This window comes from Gluconobacter oxydans DSM 3504 (assembly GCF_000583855.1).
Classification (GTDB): domain Bacteria; phylum Pseudomonadota; class Alphaproteobacteria; order Acetobacterales; family Acetobacteraceae; genus Gluconobacter; species Gluconobacter oxydans.
Map to the genome: position 1 here is coordinate 2,119,946 of NZ_CP004373.1, position 15,494 is coordinate 2,135,439.

Below are 15,494 nucleotides of genomic sequence, written 5' to 3' on the forward strand. Positions count from 1 at the left end.
TACAAACAACTAAATATAATAGTTTATATAAGAAGTAGACAAACATAACACGATCGGTATGGTTCCCTTATCTGTGGAATAAGGGACCGTCATGCCGCATTCATGGCTTTATACGCTTTCAGGACTGCTGGTTGGTTTTCTGGTAGGAATGACCGGTGTGGGTGGCGGTTCCCTGATGACACCGCTGCTAATCCTGCTTTTTGGCGTCAAGCCGCAGTCGGCCGTGGGGACGGATCTTCTCTATGCCGCCATCACCAAGATCTTCGGTACGGCCCTTAATCGCCATCATGGTGTTGTACGTTGGAGAATCGTTCTTCTTCAGATGGCCGGCAGCCTTCCCGCAGGCCTCCTGTGCCTGATTTTCCTGCGCCACTTCGGCCCGAGTCCGTTTGTCTCGAAGCTGATTACCGAAGTGCTGGGCGTGGCGCTCCTGCTGACGGTTCCTGCCATCCTGTTCAAGCCATGGCTCCAGAAATGGTCCATCGGTGCGGGAACGCTGCGTCCGCAGACCGTCGATGTGCTGACGGTTGTGCTGGGTGTTGTGCTGGGCACGCTGGTGACGCTGTCGTCGGTGGGGGCGGGGGCCATCGGAATGGCGGCGCTGACGGTGCTTTATCCACGGGTCAGCACGCGGGAACTCGTGGCGACGGATATCGCCCATGCTGTTCCGCTGGCGCTTCTGGCCGGTGGCGGCCACTGGCTTCAGGGCGCGGTTGATACCGTTGTGCTGGTGGAACTGCTCATGGGGTCCATTCCAGGCATCCTGCTTGGGACGCTGCTGGCTGGACGCCTGCCAGAGGATGCGCAGAGATGGTTTCTGGGCATCCTCCTGGCGATCATCGGTCTGAGAATGATCTGAGACCGATGGTTTCAGACGTCAGGTCTCAGTAACCATAGCCGCCCTGATAGTTCTGGGCCGGCTGCTGCTGATAGCCACCCTGCTGTGAGTATCCGCTGTTGGCCGGATACTGGCAGTTTGTGTTGGGCGGGCACTGATACTGGGGCTGCTGGCAGGTGGTGCCCGGAGGGCACTGGTACTGCGGCTGCATGTACTGGCCCTGCTGCTGCGGATACGCACCCTGCTGGCCGTTGTAATAACCCTGCTGCTGGCCATTGGCATAGCCGCTCTGATAGCCAGGGCGGTTGGGCGTGGTGATCGCACCTGCGCCGGCACCCAGAACGCCGCCAGCCAGTGCGCCGATCGCCGCACCACGGCCACCGCCTGCGAGAGCGCCGATCGCAGCGCCCGTTCCGCCGCCCAGAAGGCCGCCTCCCAGTGCGCGCGAGCCAGGATCATAGTTTCCCTGACATCCACCCAGAGCCATGACTGTGGCGAATGCTCCGACCAGCGCTGTACCGCGCAGGGCAGAGTGGGAAAAAGCGGTCCTCATAGTCCGAATCCTTGATCGTCTTTAACGGAAGAGAGCGCTGCTTATAGCTCAATATCCGTTGCGTGGGCGGTTGGGCGTTGTCGCTGCACCAACTGCCGCACCTGTGCCTGCTCCGGCAAGGGCCCCGATGGCCGCACCCGTGCCGCCGCCGGCCAGTGCGCCGATGGCCGCGCCGCCGCCGCCGCCGATCAGGGCGCCAGATCCGGCGCGTGCGCCACTGTCATACGGGCTGCCGCAACCCGTGAGGGCGACACCGCAAAGAGCCAGGGCTGCAAGAAAGCGGGGTGTTGTGAAGGTCTTCATGGCAAAACATCCTGTTTGGCGTTCCGGTCCGCAGCCCGATGACCGGCGCGGCGGAACGGTTTCGCGGATCTAGACACACAGAACGTGACAGAAGGGTGGCAGGATCGGGGCGCACGATTATTTTTTTCGATGTCCCCTGATGGGATCTGTACGATCCGTTAAGATCGGGCGCATTATATTGCGTCCTCGGGCCTTGCTGAACCTGCGTCGTCTGGTTAAGTCCACCCGCGGGGAACCGCCCCGCAATCACGATCCGCCATCTGTCCCCCGCACAGAGCCGCGCCAGGAGTTTTGGATGTTTTCTCGTCTGCTGGGTCTCATGTCTGCCGACATGGCCATCGACCTCGGCACTGCCAACACGCTCGTTTATGTCAAGGGTCGCGGTATTGTTCTCGACGAACCCTCCGTTGTGGCGATCGCCGAGGTGCGGGGCAAGAAACAGGTTCTTGCAGTTGGTAACGAAGCCAAACAGATGGTCGGCCGCACACCGGGAAACATCACGGCTATCCGTCCGCTGCGCGACGGTGTGATCGCAGACTTCGAAGTCGCGGAAGAAATGATCAAGCATTTCATCCGCAAGGTTCACAACCGCCGCGCCTTCGCTAGCCCGCAGATCATCATCTGCGTACCATCCGGTGCCACGGCCGTGGAGCGGCGCGCGATTCAGGAAAGTGCGGAAAGCGCGGGCGCGCGTAAGGTCATGCTGATCGAGGAGCCCATGGCGGCAGCCATCGGCGCGGGCCTTCCGGTCACGGAACCTTCGGGCAGCATGATCGTGGATATTGGCGGCGGCACGACGGAAGTGGCCGTGATTTCGCTTGGTGGTATCGTCTATGCGCGCTCGGCGCGCGTGGGCGGGGACAAGATGGACGAAGCCATCATTTCCTATATCCGCAAGACCTATAACCTTCTGGTCGGCGAAAGCTCGGCAGAGCGCATCAAGATCGAACTCGGCTCCGCCATGATGCCGGATGATCCCGCGAACCCTGACGGCCCGCTGACGGAAATCAAAGGCCGCGACCTCATCAACGGCGTGCCTCGCGAAGTGATCGTCAGCCAGGCCCAGATTGCCGAGAGCCTGGCCGAACCCGTTATGCAGATCGTCGATGCCGTGACGACCGCGCTTGAGAACACGCCGCCTGAACTGGCTGCCGACATCGTGGACAAGGGCATCGTCCTGTCCGGTGGCGGTGCGCTGCTGTACCGTCTGGACGAGGTGCTGCGTCTGTACACGGGTCTGCCCGTGACGGTTGCAGAGAACGCCCTGTCCTGTGTGGCACTCGGAACGGGACGGGCGCTTGAGGAAATGCGTCGTCTGCGCAGTGTTCTGAGCAGCATGTACTGAGGACTTGGCTGACGCCGGATGCTGTCCATCCATGCCCGGCAGGTGCTTGCAAAGGCCGTCCTGCCTATCCTGATCCTGCTGGCGGTCGGGCTCGTCCTTCTCGGACTGGTTCGTCGTCCGGCCGTTGACGGGGTGCGTCTGATGGCGACGGATTTCATGGCACCGGCCTATCATGGACTGGTCTGGCCGCAGGAGCGGGTAAAGGTCTGGCTGACGGATCTGCGCGGCGCGACGGATCTGGCGAAGGAAAATGCCCGTCTGCGGGACGAAAACCGCGCCCTGCGCCACTGGTATGATGTTGCCGTGGCGCTCGCGGCGGAAAATGGCCGCCTCAAGAAAAGCCTGCACTGGATCCCCGAGACGGTGCCCCAGTATGTGACCGGCCGGGTAACGCGTGATGATGGCGGACCGTATTCACGCGCGGTCCTGCTGGATGTCGGAAGCGGCCATGACGTGCGGATCGGGGATGTCGCGCTGGATGCCGCCGGGCTGCTGGGACGTGTCACGGAGGTCGGTCCCCATACGGTCCGCGTCCTGATGATCAATGACGATGCGAGCCGCATTCCCGTGACCCTCGGAAGTTCGCATGGCGACGCCATCATGGCCGGTGATGATACGGCCTCGCCCCGCCTGATCTTCTATCCGCAGGACCATCATCCCGTTGAAGGCGAGCGCGTGGAAACCCGCGGCCAAAGCACGATGCCGGCAGGGCTGCCGGTGGGCACGGTCCATTACAGTGCGCCCAACCGTCCGGTCGTGGTGCCGGATGCGGATCTGGACCGGCTGGATATCGTCCGCGTGTTCGATTACGGCGATGACGACTCGCAGGCCCCGGATGCGCCCGGCCGTGTGCGTGTGAAGAAGCTGCCGCAGAACCCTCTGACCGGTCCTCTGCCGTTCTCATGGCTGCCCAACCTGCCGGACATGCCGGGGCGGGGAGGGCAGTAAGCGTCATGGTTGCCGAGAACTCCACGCCGCATCTGCATTCCGCCGTCGAGCCGAAACAGACCTTCCGCCGTGCGCTCGATATGGCGGCGCGGGCGGCCATGCCGTCCCTGTTCATCATGTTTTCCGCGATCCTGCTGTCTGCGCCGTTCGGCATTCCCGGACAGGCACAGCTTCAGTTCGGGATTGCGATGTGCACGGTCTGGTTCTGGGCCTATAGCCGTCCGCGCTCCATGCCGGCTCTGGCAGTTTTCCTGTGTGGGCTGGTGGTGGAGATCTTCAGCTTCGGGCCGCCGGGAACCGTGCTGCTGTCCCTGCTGGTGATCTACGGTGTGGCGCATCACTGGCGCTATGGCCTGTCGCGTCTGGGCTTCATCGCGGGATGGCTGATCTTCAGTGTTTTTGCTGCTCTCGCTTCCTTTTTCCAGTGGGCGCTCGTGTGCCTGCATGCCGTGGCCCTTCTTTCTCCTGCACCCGGCCTCTTTCAGGCAGCGCTGACAATCGGTATCTATCCCAGCCTGACAGCGCTGTTTGTCTGGGGACGCCGCACATTTGCCAATCCCGATCAGGCCTGACAGCGTCTTTTGTGTTCCGCACGCCCTGTGGCGCGCGGAGAGCCGCTTTCTTTTCCGGATCCTGAATTCCTGCCCTGATGTTTTCCCGAAACAACCCTTTCCGGTCTCGGATACGCCAGAAGCGCCAGGCTGAGCCTGTGCGGTCGGGGCGTGGCGTTTTCACGCGCCGTGCGCTGCTGGTCATGGCCGTGCAGGCCGGGGTTCTGGGGGCGCTGGGGCGGCGGCTCTACACTTTGCAGGTGGTGGATGGCGGTCATCTGCGCCAGCTTGCCGAGCGCAACCGGACCAGCAAACGCCTGCTCGCTCCGGCGCGGGGCACGATCCATGACCGTTTCGGCGTGGCGCTGGCGGACAACAAGGTGAGCTGGCGCGCGCTCCTGATGCCCGAAGAGACGACCGATATTCCGGCCGTTATCGAACGTTTCTCCCAGATCGTCCCGCTGGACGAGCATGACCGCGCCCGGATCGAGCGCGACCTGCGGCATGTTCATAAATATGTTCCCGTCACGCTGCATGAATTCCTGTCCTGGGACGACATGGCACGGATCGAACTCAACGCGCCCTCCCTGCCAGGTGTACTGGTCGATGTCGGATCGACGCGACTTTATCCGTTCAAGGATCTGACGGCCCATATCGTGGGCTATGTCGCGCCGCCTAACGAAGAGGACGTGGCGAAGGACACGACGCTTTCGCTCCCGGGCATGCGTGTCGGACGCGCCGGGATCGAGCAGACGCAGGAAGCCGTGCTGCGCGGCGAGCCAGGCTCCGTGGAGATGGAAGTCAACGCGGTCGGGCGTGTCATTGGCGAGATCGACCGAGTAGAAGGCCAGCAGGGCGAGGATGTCCGCCTCACGCTGGATTCCGTCCTCCAGCAGCAGGTACTAAACCGTCTTGAGGATCGTGTGGCCAGTGCGGTGGTCATGGACTGCCGCAATGGCGAGGTGATGGCGATGGTCAGCACGCCATCCTTCGATCCGTCGCTGTTTGATTCCGGCGTCAGCCATGCGCAGTGGAACGAATGGGCGAATGACCCGCGCACGCCGCTTGTGGACAAGGCGGTTTCGGGCCTTTATCCGCCCGGCTCCACCTTCAAGCCCGCGGTGGCCCTTGCCGCTCTGAAATCCGGTTCCGTTACGGCTCAGGACCGTTTCAACTGTCCGGGATATTACGATCTCGGCGGGGTGCGTTTCCATTGCTGGAACCGCTGGGGCCATGGCCTCATCAACATGCGCGAAGGCCTGAAATATTCCTGCGACGTCTATTTCTATGAAGTGGCGCGTCGCTGCGGCATGGACCCGATCCAGGCCGTGGGCAACGCGATGGGGCTGGGCGTCAAGCTGGGGATCGAACTCCCGCATGTGCGCGCCGGTGTGATTCCTACGCCGGAATGGCGGCAGAAGCACGGCTTCCACTGGAACGGTGGTGACACGGTCAATGCCGGCATCGGGCAGGGCTTCGTGCAGGTGACGCCTCTGGCGCTTGCCACGTATGTCTCGCGCATTGCCTCGGGCCGGGATGTGCAGCCGCATCTGTTGCGGGCGACCAATGATCAGATGTCCGCGATGGCTTCCGTGGACGATGTGGCAAAGGTCGATCTGTCGCCCGAGTATCTGGACGTGGTGCGCGGGGGGATGTTCGCGGTCGTCAATGACCCGCATGGTACGGCACCCAAGGCACGGCTGGATCTGCCGGGCATCCAGATGGCGGGTAAGACCGGCTCCGCGCAGGTGCGGCGCGTCTCCCGGGCCCTGCGTGAATCCGGACACTTCAATTCCATGAACCTGCCCTGGGAGTATCGTCCCCACGCGCTGTTCATCTGCTTTGCGCCTTACGACAATCCGAAATACGCGGTCTCGGTGGTCGTGGAGCACGGTAACGCAGGTGCGGATGAAGCCGCCCCACTGGCGAAGCTCATCATGACCGACACCCTGCTGCGCGATCCCGCCAGTGACGTGCGTCCGCCTGCGCCGAGCGTTGCGCAAACACCGTCACCGGTCGCAGACGGAAGTGCACCTGCACCGATAGCTCCTGCACCCGCCGCCTCTCCGAAACAGACGGATCCGGGAGCGGCCCAATGAGACGGAACGGCATGAACACGTTCGGCTTCCTCAAATCCGACCGGCGGCTCCTGCGGGCCGAACCCGATTTCCGTCCGATGGCGCGCCTGCTTCAGGTCAACTGGCTTTATGTGCTGCTGGTCTGTGTGCTGGCGGGCGTGGGTTACATTGCCCTGTATTCGGCCGGTGGCGGGTCCGCCAAGCCGTTTGCGGGACCACAAATGGTGCGGTTCGGCTTCGGGCTGGTGATGATGATCGCCGTCTCGCTCGTCAGTCCGCGTATCCTGCGCATGGCGTCCGTGCCGATCTACCTGCTTTCCGTCACGCTGCTCGCCCTCGTGCTGCGGATGGGACATGTGGGGAAGGGGGCGGAGCGCTGGATCAATCTGGCGGGTATGCAGTTCCAGCCTTCCGAATTTGCCAAGATTGGCCTCGTCCTGATGCTGGCGACCTGGTTTCACCGCATCGGCAATGAGCGGATGGGCAATCCGCTACGCCTGATCCCGCCTGCGCTGCTGACCTTGCTGCCGGTCCTGCTGGTGCTCAAGGAACCCAATCTCGGAACCGCGACCATCATCGGCGTCATCGGTGCGACGATGTTCTTCGCAGCTGGAATGCGGCTGTGGCAGATCCTGCTGCTTGTGGCGCCGCTGCCGTTCATGGGCAAGCTGATCTACAGCCATCTGCACGACTACCAGAAGGCCCGGATCGACACGTTCCTGCACCCCGAACATGATCCGCTGGGTGCGGGCTATAACATCATCCAGTCGAAGATCGCACTTGGCTCTGGCGGCATGTGGGGCGAGGGATACCTGCATGGCAGTCAGGGGCAGCTGAACTTCCTGCCGGAAAAACAGACGGACTTCATCTTCACCATGATCGGTGAAGAGTGGGGCTTCGTTGGTGGGGTCGCTGTCATCACCCTGCTCGGAACGCTCGTCATGGGCGGAATGCTCATCGCCATCCGCAGCCGCAACCAGTTCGGGCGGCTGCTGGGTCTGGGCATTGCGATGGACTTCTTCCTGTACTGCGCCGTGAACCTGTCGATGGTCATGGGCGCCATCCCGGTCGGTGGCGTGCCGTTGCCGCTCATTTCCTATGGCGGTTCGGCCATGCTGACGATGATGTTCGGCTTCGGCCTGCTCATGTCCGCCTGGGTGCATCGCAATGAGCGTGATCCCGGCACGGAAGACGATGACGACGACTAGTCCTGAAGCAGGTCTGCCAGGTCGTTCTGCAAAGTGAAGGGCTGGGCAGGGGCCGCAGGCTCCAGAAGAGGCACGCCGCACCTCATCAGGAAATCTGCAATCCGGTTCAGCGTTTCCGGATCGCGTGTCGGGTCATCCGCGCTGCCCTGCGGCACCCAGATCAGCGTCTCGTAACGCGCCCGCGTCAGCAGAACGCGATAGGTGTTCAGCCGCCACAGTGTCGCTTCTGCTGTGCTGACATTGGCCCATTTCGTGCCTGAAAAGCGGCGTGGCTGCCAGCGATCGCCCGAAGGCGCACGGATCAAATCGCCGTCCCAGCACAGCCCCACAAAGTCCAGCTCCAGTCCCTGAATGGCAAACTCCGTCGCACAGGTTTCCAGCGCGTCGGAGGCCCGGATATCCCGGTCCGGAACCCAGCGGTTCAGGAACCATTGAGAGACGGCCTTGTCGTCCATATGCGGGACTTCACAGCCCAGCCCTTCGGCCCGCAGCCGCTTGGCCTTCGAACTCGCTACCAGCCCGCACCGATAGGTCAGGCGCGAACGGTGTCGCAGTCCCGTCCGCAGATCGTCCAGACTGCGTGTGAGACGGAACGGCAGATCCGTCTGTGCAGCCAGATGCCGGGCCGTCTCGACGTCTCCGTTCAGAACGGCGTTGACCCAGCGCGGTGCGGTTTCCTCGCGCAGAGAGCGGATGGCCACATCGAGATGCAGAAAACGCTGCCGCCCGGCTTCGAGCGTTGCGGGCAGATGCGTCAGATCCCCGGTGCCGATCACGTCTGGAGCGGCCTCAACGCGCCATGCCGGGCGGCTCAGAAGGGCCTCACCCCAGCAGGCCAGACCGCCTTCACCGTCATTGATTTCCTGCCCATGCCCGATCAGGCACAAAATGGCTGCGAACCCGTCATGCCGTCCCATGATGTTCAGCAGATGCGCAGGCTCGGACTCTGTCAGTTTCACATGCCGCTGCTGGCTTTTGCGTACGGCCTGAGCCTGCGTCCAGCAGCGCTGGGCTTCATCAATGACCATGACCTGTTCAGGCGGACATTCCCTCGGCCGCCCGACATAGTGATCGCGGAATTTCGTCAGGGACTGGATGGTGGACTCCATCCGTTGCTCCACGAGGGGACGCTTCTGCCCACGGCTGACTGTATCGCGCGTCAGAGCTTCCCGTAGAACCGAAACAAGGGTCGGGTTCCCGGTCAGGAAAGTCGCCCCCGTCCCGTCGCTCCCATCCGCAAAAGCCGCTTTCAGGCCACACAACGTCTTGCCCGCGCCCGGAATGCCCGAGACGAACACGATGACCTTGCGCCCTTCCATCCGGGCTTTTTCCAGAATGGTGGCGATGCAGGCAGAAGTCTGCGTCAGATTTGTCGCATCCGCACGGGCGGTATGGATATCGGCAACGCTGTGTGTGGCGTAAATCTGCCGTGCCGCTTCCACGATGCTCGGGACCGGGTCGTAAGGAGCGTGTTCCCACTGCGCGGGGATCAGCGGATTTTCGGCATGAGACGTCTGCGCTGCCAGTGTGGTCAGGAGCGTTTTCAGCCCGGTTGCATTGACGCGCTGAACTTCTGTGACGCCCAAAGGCAGCAGAAGCGGCGTTGTCTGAGCGCGGGGCGGCGCATCCGTGGCGACCAGAACGGGAATAAGCGGATGAGACCGGCTGGCGGCATGAAAATCCAGCAGGTCGAGCGCATACCCTTCCGTCTGGGAGAGGGCTGACGCATCGAAACTGGATGAGCCGATTTTGAATTCCAGAACGTAAATCGCGCCGGGCGACACCAGAACCGTGTCGATCCGTCCGCCAAGCCGCGGGATCGGGAACTCGAACAGAACCTGCCAGTTCTGCGCGTTGGGAATTGTAGGAAGGATATCGCGCAGAAGATCGATCTGCGCTTGCCAGGCACGAGCCTGCTGCGGCTCGCCCTGAAAGCGGTTCTGCACCACCTTGTGGGACAGGGCGGCGCAGAGCTGGTCCGGTGGGGTGTGAAGGAACGTGGTGACGGATCCGGACCACCACGCTCCCATGGCCTCAGCCCTCGATCTGGCCGAAATCGGCGATCAGTGCCGTTGTCTCCCGGAAGCGGGACAGCAGTTTGAGGCGGTTGGCCCGCACTTCCGGTTCCGGTGCATTGACCGTCACGGCCTCGAAGAACCGGTCCAGCGTCGAACGCAGGGCCGCAATGGCCTGCATCGCATCAGTGAAGCGCTCTTCCTTCAGGGCTGTCTCAATCGCGGGGACCGCCTGATCCAGACCGGCAGCCAGAGCGCGTTCCTCGTCCTGCGTGTAGAGAGCCGGATCGGGCGCGCCGGTATGCGGGCCGTCTTTCTTATCCTCGATGCGCAGGATGTTGGCGGCACGCTTGGCGGCGGCGAGCAGGTTGCGCCCGTCTTCCGTCTGGATCATTTCCGACAGAGCGGAAGTCCGGGCCAGAAGCCGGACCAGATCCCCATCAAGACCACCCGCCAGCGTTGCGGCAAGCACGTCATGCCGCTCACCTTCGCTGCGAAGCTGCACGCGCAGACGTTCCGCAATGAAGTCCGGCAGCTTGGCCAGTTCGCCACCCGTCCGCCCATTGGCGGCCTGTGCGAACAGCGCCTTCAGGTCCAGACGCAGCCCGTTGTCACGGATTGTGCGGATGATGCCGAGTGCCGCGCGGCGCAGCGCATACGGATCGCCCGAACCGCTCGGCAACTCGCCAATGGCAAAGAAGCCGGCCAACAGGTCCAGACGGTCCGCAAGGGCAACCGCGACCGAAACCGGTGCCTTCGCGGTGTCGTCTGACTGACCGCGCGGCAGATAATGCTCCGCCACGGCGCGGGAGACGGCTTCGTCCTCGCCATCATGCGCCGCATAATAGCCGCCCATGACGCCCTGAAGTTCCGGGAACTCGCCGACCATCCCGGTCGTCAGATCCGCCTTGGCCAGCAGACCTGCGCGCTCGGCCTGGGCGATCTGTGCGCCATCAAGACCCATGGCCTGCGCCACGGTGCCTGCCAGCTTCGAGATCCGCTCGGCGCGTTCGGCCTGAGTGCCTAGCTTGGCATGGAACGTTACCGCCGCCAGCGCCGGAACGCGGTCGGCCAGTTTGGTCTTGCGGTCCAGATCCCAGAAATGCCGCGCATCGGCAAAACGGGCGCGGAGCACGCGCTCATTGCCCGCCGTGGTCAGCTTGCCGCCATCCTTGAACGGCAGATTGCCGACGAATGCGAAGTACGGCGCAGCCTTGCCGTCCGGATTGCGCAGCGCGAAATAGCGCTGGTTGATCCGCATGGAGACCTGCATCACTTCGGCAGGCAGATCCATGAACGCCGCATCGATTTTGCCCAGAAGCGGCACCGGATATTCGACCAGTCCACAGACTTCATCGACCAGCCCGTCATCCTGCACGACCGTGATGCCATGCTGGTTCGCCAGACGCGTCACGCCGGTGCGCACCATGTCGCGGCGGCTGTCCATGTCCACGATGACCGAGCGCGTCTCAAGCTCTTCCTGCCACTGCTGGCCGGAGAGGATCTCGAACGGACCCGGCGCCAGGAAGCGATGGCCTTCGGAAAGGTTGGATGACTTCAGACCATGCGCGTCGTCTCCTTCGCGGGCGAGGGCGAACGGCACGACATGCCCGTCCAACAGACAGGCGATCCGGCGCAGTGGGCGGACCCAGGTGAAGTTCGAGCCCGCACCCCAGCGCATGGATTTCGGCCAGGGGAACTTCCACAGAAGCTCGGGCACGGCTTCGGCCACGCGGCTTTCCGCGCTCACGGGATCAAGCGATTTGTTCAGGACCCAGAAGCCGTTTTCCAGCGTCAGCTCATCCGGTGTCACGCCATGCTTGCGGGTGAAACCGGCCAGAGCTTTCTCCGGCGCACCCTTACGCGGGCCACGCTCGCACACGCTGCGGGCCGGGATTTCGGCATCGACGGTCAGGATTGCCGCAATGCGACGGGCACCGAAGAACGTGCGCAGATCACGCGGGTTCAGGCCATCCAGTGCCTTTGTCAGCAGCGAACCCAGATCATCGGCCGCGCGGGCCTGCATACCGGAGGGGATTTCCTCGCTGAACAGTTCGATAAAGAGTTCAGCCATGGGACGTCTCCTCCTCACCGGCGAGCCAGGCTTCGCAGGCGGCTTTGGCAAGCGCTCGGACGCGCCCGATATAGGATGCGCGCTCGGACACGGAGATCACGCCCCGCGCATCCAGCAGATTGAACAGATGCGAGGCCTTGAGGCACTGATCATAGGCGGGCTGGGCCACGCCGGCCTCGGCCAGACGCATGGACTCACGCTCGGCATCGTTGAAATGGGTCAGCAGCATCTGCGTGTCGGCGAGCTCGAAATTATGGCGCGAGTAGTCCTGCTCGGCGCGCAGGAACACGTCGCCATAGGTCAGGCCCTTGCCGTTGAAGTCGAGGTCGTAAACGTTCTCGACGCCCTGCACATACATCGCCAGACGCTCGAGCCCGTAGGTCAGCTCCGTAGACGGCATGACGGTCGGAATGCCGCCAACCTGCTGGAAATAGGTGAACTGCGAGACTTCCATCCCATCACACCAGACTTCCCAGCCCAGTCCCCAGGCGCCGATGGTCGGGTTTTCCCAGTCGTCTTCGACGAATCGGATATCGTGCAGTTCCGGATCGATCCCGATGGCGCGGTAGCTGTCGAGCAGCAACTGCTGGCTGTCTTCCGGCGTCGGCTTGAGCAGCACCTGATACTGGTAATAGTGCTGCAGGCGGTTCGGGTTCTCGCCGTAACGGCCATCCGACGGACGGCGGCAGGGCTGCACATAGGCGGCGGCCCAGGGCTTGGGGCCGAGCGCGCGGAGCGTGGTGTGAGGGGAGAGCGTGCCTGCTCCGAGTTCGGTATCGTAAGGCTGCAGGATGGCGCAGCCCTTCTCGGACCAGAATTGATGAAGGCGCAGGATCAGGTCCTGAAAGCAGAGCGGCCGGGTCGCAGACAATTCGATAGGCTCCGGTTGGCAGAAATCGGGCGCCACCTTACAGGCACAGACCCTTAACCGGAAGGGAGCGTCATTTCGCCGATCTTGTAGACTGGGCGCGAGTGCATCATATGATTGACGCTCTGCAATTTCTTCATCTGGAAGGATGATGACGATGAACAACGAAGAACGCGATCTGATCGCCCGTTTCGTCGCCCGTGTCGGGGGAGGGCCGCAGGTCACGGGGCCTGGACAGCCACCGGCCGCGCCCCTGCCGCCGATCGACCCTGAAGCGGACCGCTTCATCGCCGAGAACTTCCAGAAATATCCGGAAGCCCGCTACCGCATCACCCAGATGGCCGTGGTGCAGGAAGCCGCGCTTGCGCAGGCGCAGAACCGCATCCGCCAGCTCGAGTTCCAGCTCCAGCAGGCCCAGCAGCAGCTCGCACAGGTGCAGCAGTCGGGCGGGTCCAAGCCGGGACTGTTCGGTGGCCTGTTCAGTGGTGGCAACCGTCCGCAGCAGTCGGCACCGCCGCCGGGCTGGGGTTCGCAGGCTGCTCCCCCGCCGAACTTCATGCCGCAGCAGCAGTATGCGTACCCGCCGGGCTATCAGCCGGGCATGTTCCAGCGCGGCGGCTCGGGCTTCCTTGGCTCGGCGCTGACGACGGCCGCAGGTGTGGCTGGCGGCATGATGGCCGCCAATGCGCTTGAAGGCCTGTTCTCCGATCATCACGGTGCGGGTGGCGATGCCGCCGGTGGCTGGGGTGCGGGTGGCGACACCATCATCAACAACTACGGCAGCGATGCTTCGGCCTCCGATCCGTTCGGCGGTGCCGGGACCGATGCCGGCAGCTTCTCCGATTCCGATTTCGGCGGCGGTGGCGATGCCGGCGGCGGCGGAGATTTCGGTGGTGGCGATGGCGGTGGTGGCGGATTCGACGACATGTTCTGATCCGGCCTCCGTCAGACAGGCACTTTTCAAAGCCCGTCCGGACCCTGTGTCCGGGCGGGTTTTTTGATGTTTGCCAACCCGGCGCCCTATGCTGCGTTCGCTTTTATGACTGTTCCCAATTCCCCAACCGGGAGGCCATATCCGATGCCCCAATCCGCCCCGAACGCTGATTTCCGCGACCTCTCCGCTTTCGACGCGCTCGAAGATGGGAAGATCACGCCCTTTTCCCTGGATGGGACACCAGTGGTCGTCATCCGGGATGGCGACAGCGTGCATGCCTTTGCCGGCAAATGCCCGCACAAGGAAGCGCCGCTGGAGCAGGGAGCGTTCTGCCGGACGGAGAAGGGGAGCGTGCTGGTCTGCCCCTGGCACAAGGCCGTTTTCGATGCGGTGGATGGCAGTCTTGTCGAGCCTCTGGCGCTCGATCCCCTGCCGCAATATCCCGTTCAGGTTGTTGATGGCCGGGTGCTTGTCGGGCTCAGGCCGATGCAGCGTGAGGCGCCTGAAAAGCGACAGGAGAACGAGAGCGTCCTGCTCCTCGGCGCCGGGGCCGCGGCTGTCAGTGCGGCTGTAACGCTCCGGGCAGAGGGCTTTGCAGGCACCATTACGATGGTGAGCGAGGAAAAGGATCTTCCCTATGACCGCACGGCCCTGAGCAAGACCGTTCTCGTCAGCGAATCCGAAAAGGCCCATGCGCCGCCAGTGCGCGACGAGGAGTTTTACAGTGAACGCGGCATTATTCGTGTCCGCGGGCATGTGGCGCAGTTCGATCCGCAGACCCGCACGGCCAGACTACAGGACGGGACGGAACTGACGGCCGATCACGTCCTGATCGCCACGGGTGCCGTGACCAGAAAGCCGGATATTCCGGGCGTGGACATGAAGGGCGTCTATACGCTGCATCGCGAGGCAGATGCGGAGCGGATCGCCGCCATTCTGGATCCCGATCTGGCGGTGACGATCGTGGGGGCAGGATTCATCGGGCTTGAAGCGGCCTCGTCCCTGCGGCAACGCGGTGTGGGCGTGACGATCATCTCCGACAGCGAAATCCCGATGGAAAAGCAGTTCGGCCGCGAAATTGGTATTCGCCTGCGCCAGCTGCATGAAGAAAACGGCGTGGCGTTCGTCTCGGATGCGCGGGTCACGAAGATCTATGCCGATGACGGCAAGGACGGAACGGCTTCGGGTGTGGAACTCGACGACGGGACGCGTCTGCCTGCTGCTTTCGTGCTGCTGGGCGTAGGTGTGACACCCGCCACGGATTATGTGTCGGGTCTGGAGCGCGATGAGAGCGGCGCGATTGTCGTGAACGGTCAGATGCGCGTGACCCGAGGCGGGGAGGCCGGGGGCTATTCCGGCGTGTATGCGGCCGGGGATGCCTCCGCCGTTTTCCATGATGGCGCCCCACGGCGAATCGAGCACTGGCGCCATGCTGAAGTGCAGGGGCGGATCGCGGCCCTGGCCATGATGGGACATGACACGCCCAACGTGCCGATGCCGTGGTTCTGGACGCAGCAGTTCGGCAAGAAAATCGAGCTTCTGGGCTGGGGCGAGAGCTTCGATAACGTGGCGCTGGAAGGCGATATCCGCGGATTCAAGTTCCTCGCGACCTATCTCAAAGACGGCAGGCCCATCGCCCTGGCCGGGGCCGGGCATGCCGCAGACATGGCGCGGGCTGCGGTCGATTTCGATGGTTTCATGCAGGAAAAGGCCTGAACGTGCCCCCAAGGTCGCAGAAAACTTGACATGAGAGGGCCGTCCCGGCTTCCTGCGCCCACT

13 protein-coding genes are annotated in these 15,494 nt (G+C 63.2%); 8 read left to right on the forward strand and 5 right to left on the reverse strand.

The genetic code is table 11. The annotated features are described in order from the left end of the window. Window positions 1-91: 91 nt before the first annotated feature. On the forward strand, window positions 92-859 hold the full coding sequence (locus GLS_RS09340) for a sulfite exporter TauE/SafE family protein (RefSeq protein WP_080691945.1): 768 nt from the start codon (window positions 92-94) through the stop codon (window positions 857-859). 25 nt (window positions 860-884) lie between these two features. Here GLS_RS09340 and GLS_RS09345 read toward each other — a convergent pair whose 3' ends face one another. Both GLS_RS09345 and GLS_RS09350 read right to left on the reverse strand, forming a co-directional pair. Next, the gene (locus GLS_RS09345; RefSeq protein ID WP_041112021.1) at window positions 885-1,391 is read right to left on the reverse strand and encodes a hypothetical protein; all 507 of its coding nucleotides are present in this window, start codon (window positions 1,389-1,391) and stop codon (window positions 885-887) included. A gap of 48 nt (window positions 1,392-1,439) precedes the next feature. Further along, window positions 1,440-1,694 carry a hypothetical protein gene (locus tag GLS_RS09350; RefSeq protein WP_041112022.1) on the reverse strand — a complete coding sequence of 85 codons (255 nt, stop codon included), beginning with the start codon at window positions 1,692-1,694 and terminating at the stop codon, window positions 1,440-1,442. 295 nt (window positions 1,695-1,989) lie between these two features. Here GLS_RS09350 and GLS_RS09355 point away from each other — a divergent pair, with 295 nt between their 5' ends. The 5 genes from GLS_RS09355 to rodA all read left to right on the forward strand — a co-directional run bounded on the left by GLS_RS09355 (window position 1,990) and on the right by rodA (window position 7,824). Next, entirely contained in the window at window positions 1,990-3,039 is a 1,050-nt protein-coding gene (locus tag GLS_RS09355; RefSeq protein ID WP_011253257.1) for a rod shape-determining protein, read from the forward strand. A gap of 18 nt (window positions 3,040-3,057) precedes the next feature. Continuing rightward, entirely contained in the window at window positions 3,058-3,987 is a 930-nt protein-coding gene (gene mreC, locus GLS_RS09360) for a rod shape-determining protein MreC (protein ID WP_041112023.1), read from the forward strand. 5 nt (window positions 3,988-3,992) lie between these two features. Beyond that, window positions 3,993-4,559 carry a hypothetical protein gene (locus GLS_RS09365; RefSeq protein WP_041112024.1) on the forward strand — a complete coding sequence of 189 codons (567 nt, stop codon included), beginning with the start codon at window positions 3,993-3,995 and terminating at the stop codon, window positions 4,557-4,559. A gap of 77 nt (window positions 4,560-4,636) precedes the next feature. Then, window positions 4,637-6,637: a penicillin-binding protein 2 gene (gene mrdA, locus GLS_RS09370; protein WP_041112025.1), complete on the forward strand. Its 2,001-nt coding sequence runs from the start codon at window positions 4,637-4,639 to the stop codon at window positions 6,635-6,637. A gap of 11 nt (window positions 6,638-6,648) precedes the next feature. Next, window positions 6,649-7,824, forward strand: a complete 1,176-nt coding sequence (gene rodA, locus GLS_RS09375) for a rod shape-determining protein RodA (protein WP_041112026.1) — start codon at window positions 6,649-6,651, stop codon at window positions 7,822-7,824. Here the strand turns inward: rodA and GLS_RS09380 are convergent. The 3 genes from GLS_RS09380 to GLS_RS09390 are packed head-to-tail and all read right to left on the reverse strand — an operon-like array spanning window position 7,821 to window position 12,784. Continuing rightward, window positions 7,821-9,854: a DUF2075 domain-containing protein gene (locus tag GLS_RS09380; protein WP_041112027.1), complete on the reverse strand. Its 2,034-nt coding sequence runs from the start codon at window positions 9,852-9,854 to the stop codon at window positions 7,821-7,823. The genes rodA and GLS_RS09380 overlap by 4 nt on opposite strands. A 4-nt stretch (window positions 9,855-9,858) precedes the next feature. Continuing rightward, window positions 9,859-11,913: a glycine--tRNA ligase subunit beta gene (gene glyS / locus GLS_RS09385; protein ID WP_041112028.1), complete on the reverse strand. Its 2,055-nt coding sequence runs from the start codon at window positions 11,911-11,913 to the stop codon at window positions 9,859-9,861. Next, window positions 11,906-12,784 carry a glycine--tRNA ligase subunit alpha gene (locus tag GLS_RS09390; protein ID WP_041112029.1) on the reverse strand — a complete coding sequence of 293 codons (879 nt, stop codon included), beginning with the start codon at window positions 12,782-12,784 and terminating at the stop codon, window positions 11,906-11,908. The genes glyS and GLS_RS09390 overlap by 8 nt, the downstream gene beginning before the upstream one ends. Before the next feature lie 154 nt (window positions 12,785-12,938). Between GLS_RS09390 and GLS_RS09395 the strand changes: the two genes are divergently transcribed. After that, window positions 12,939-13,715 (forward strand): DUF2076 domain-containing protein, encoded by a 777-nt coding sequence (locus GLS_RS09395; protein WP_041112826.1) that lies wholly within the window; start codon window positions 12,939-12,941, stop codon window positions 13,713-13,715. Between the two features lie 144 nt (window positions 13,716-13,859). After that, a complete protein-coding gene (locus tag GLS_RS09400; RefSeq protein WP_041112030.1) occupies window positions 13,860-15,431 on the forward strand; it encodes an FAD-dependent oxidoreductase in 1,572 nt (523 codons plus the stop codon). The last annotated feature ends 63 nt before the right edge of the window (window positions 15,432-15,494 follow it).

What these genes read in the sequence shown, in the direction of transcription:
- GLS_RS09340 (WP_080691945.1), top strand. Translation starts at nt 92, where the DNA reads ATGCCGCATTCATGGCTTTATACGCTTTCAGGACTGCTGGTTGGTTTT.
- GLS_RS09345 (WP_041112021.1), bottom strand. Translation starts at nt 1,391, where the DNA reads ATGAGGACCGCTTTTTCCCACTCTGCCCTGCGCGGTACAGCGCTGGTC.
- GLS_RS09350 (WP_041112022.1), bottom strand. Translation starts at nt 1,694, where the DNA reads ATGAAGACCTTCACAACACCCCGCTTTCTTGCAGCCCTGGCTCTTTGC.
- GLS_RS09355 (WP_011253257.1), top strand. Translation starts at nt 1,990, where the DNA reads ATGTTTTCTCGTCTGCTGGGTCTCATGTCTGCCGACATGGCCATCGAC.
- mreC (WP_041112023.1), top strand. Translation starts at nt 3,058, where the DNA reads ATGCTGTCCATCCATGCCCGGCAGGTGCTTGCAAAGGCCGTCCTGCCT.
- GLS_RS09365 (WP_041112024.1), top strand. Translation starts at nt 3,993, where the DNA reads ATGGTTGCCGAGAACTCCACGCCGCATCTGCATTCCGCCGTCGAGCCG.
- mrdA (WP_041112025.1), top strand. Translation starts at nt 4,637, where the DNA reads ATGTTTTCCCGAAACAACCCTTTCCGGTCTCGGATACGCCAGAAGCGC.
- rodA (WP_041112026.1), top strand. Translation starts at nt 6,649, where the DNA reads ATGAACACGTTCGGCTTCCTCAAATCCGACCGGCGGCTCCTGCGGGCC.
- GLS_RS09380 (WP_041112027.1), bottom strand. Translation starts at nt 9,854, where the DNA reads ATGGGAGCGTGGTGGTCCGGATCCGTCACCACGTTCCTTCACACCCCA.
- glyS (WP_041112028.1), bottom strand. Translation starts at nt 11,913, where the DNA reads ATGGCTGAACTCTTTATCGAACTGTTCAGCGAGGAAATCCCCTCCGGT.
- GLS_RS09395 (WP_041112826.1), top strand. Translation starts at nt 12,939, where the DNA reads ATGAACAACGAAGAACGCGATCTGATCGCCCGTTTCGTCGCCCGTGTC.
- GLS_RS09400 (WP_041112030.1), top strand. Translation starts at nt 13,860, where the DNA reads ATGCCCCAATCCGCCCCGAACGCTGATTTCCGCGACCTCTCCGCTTTC.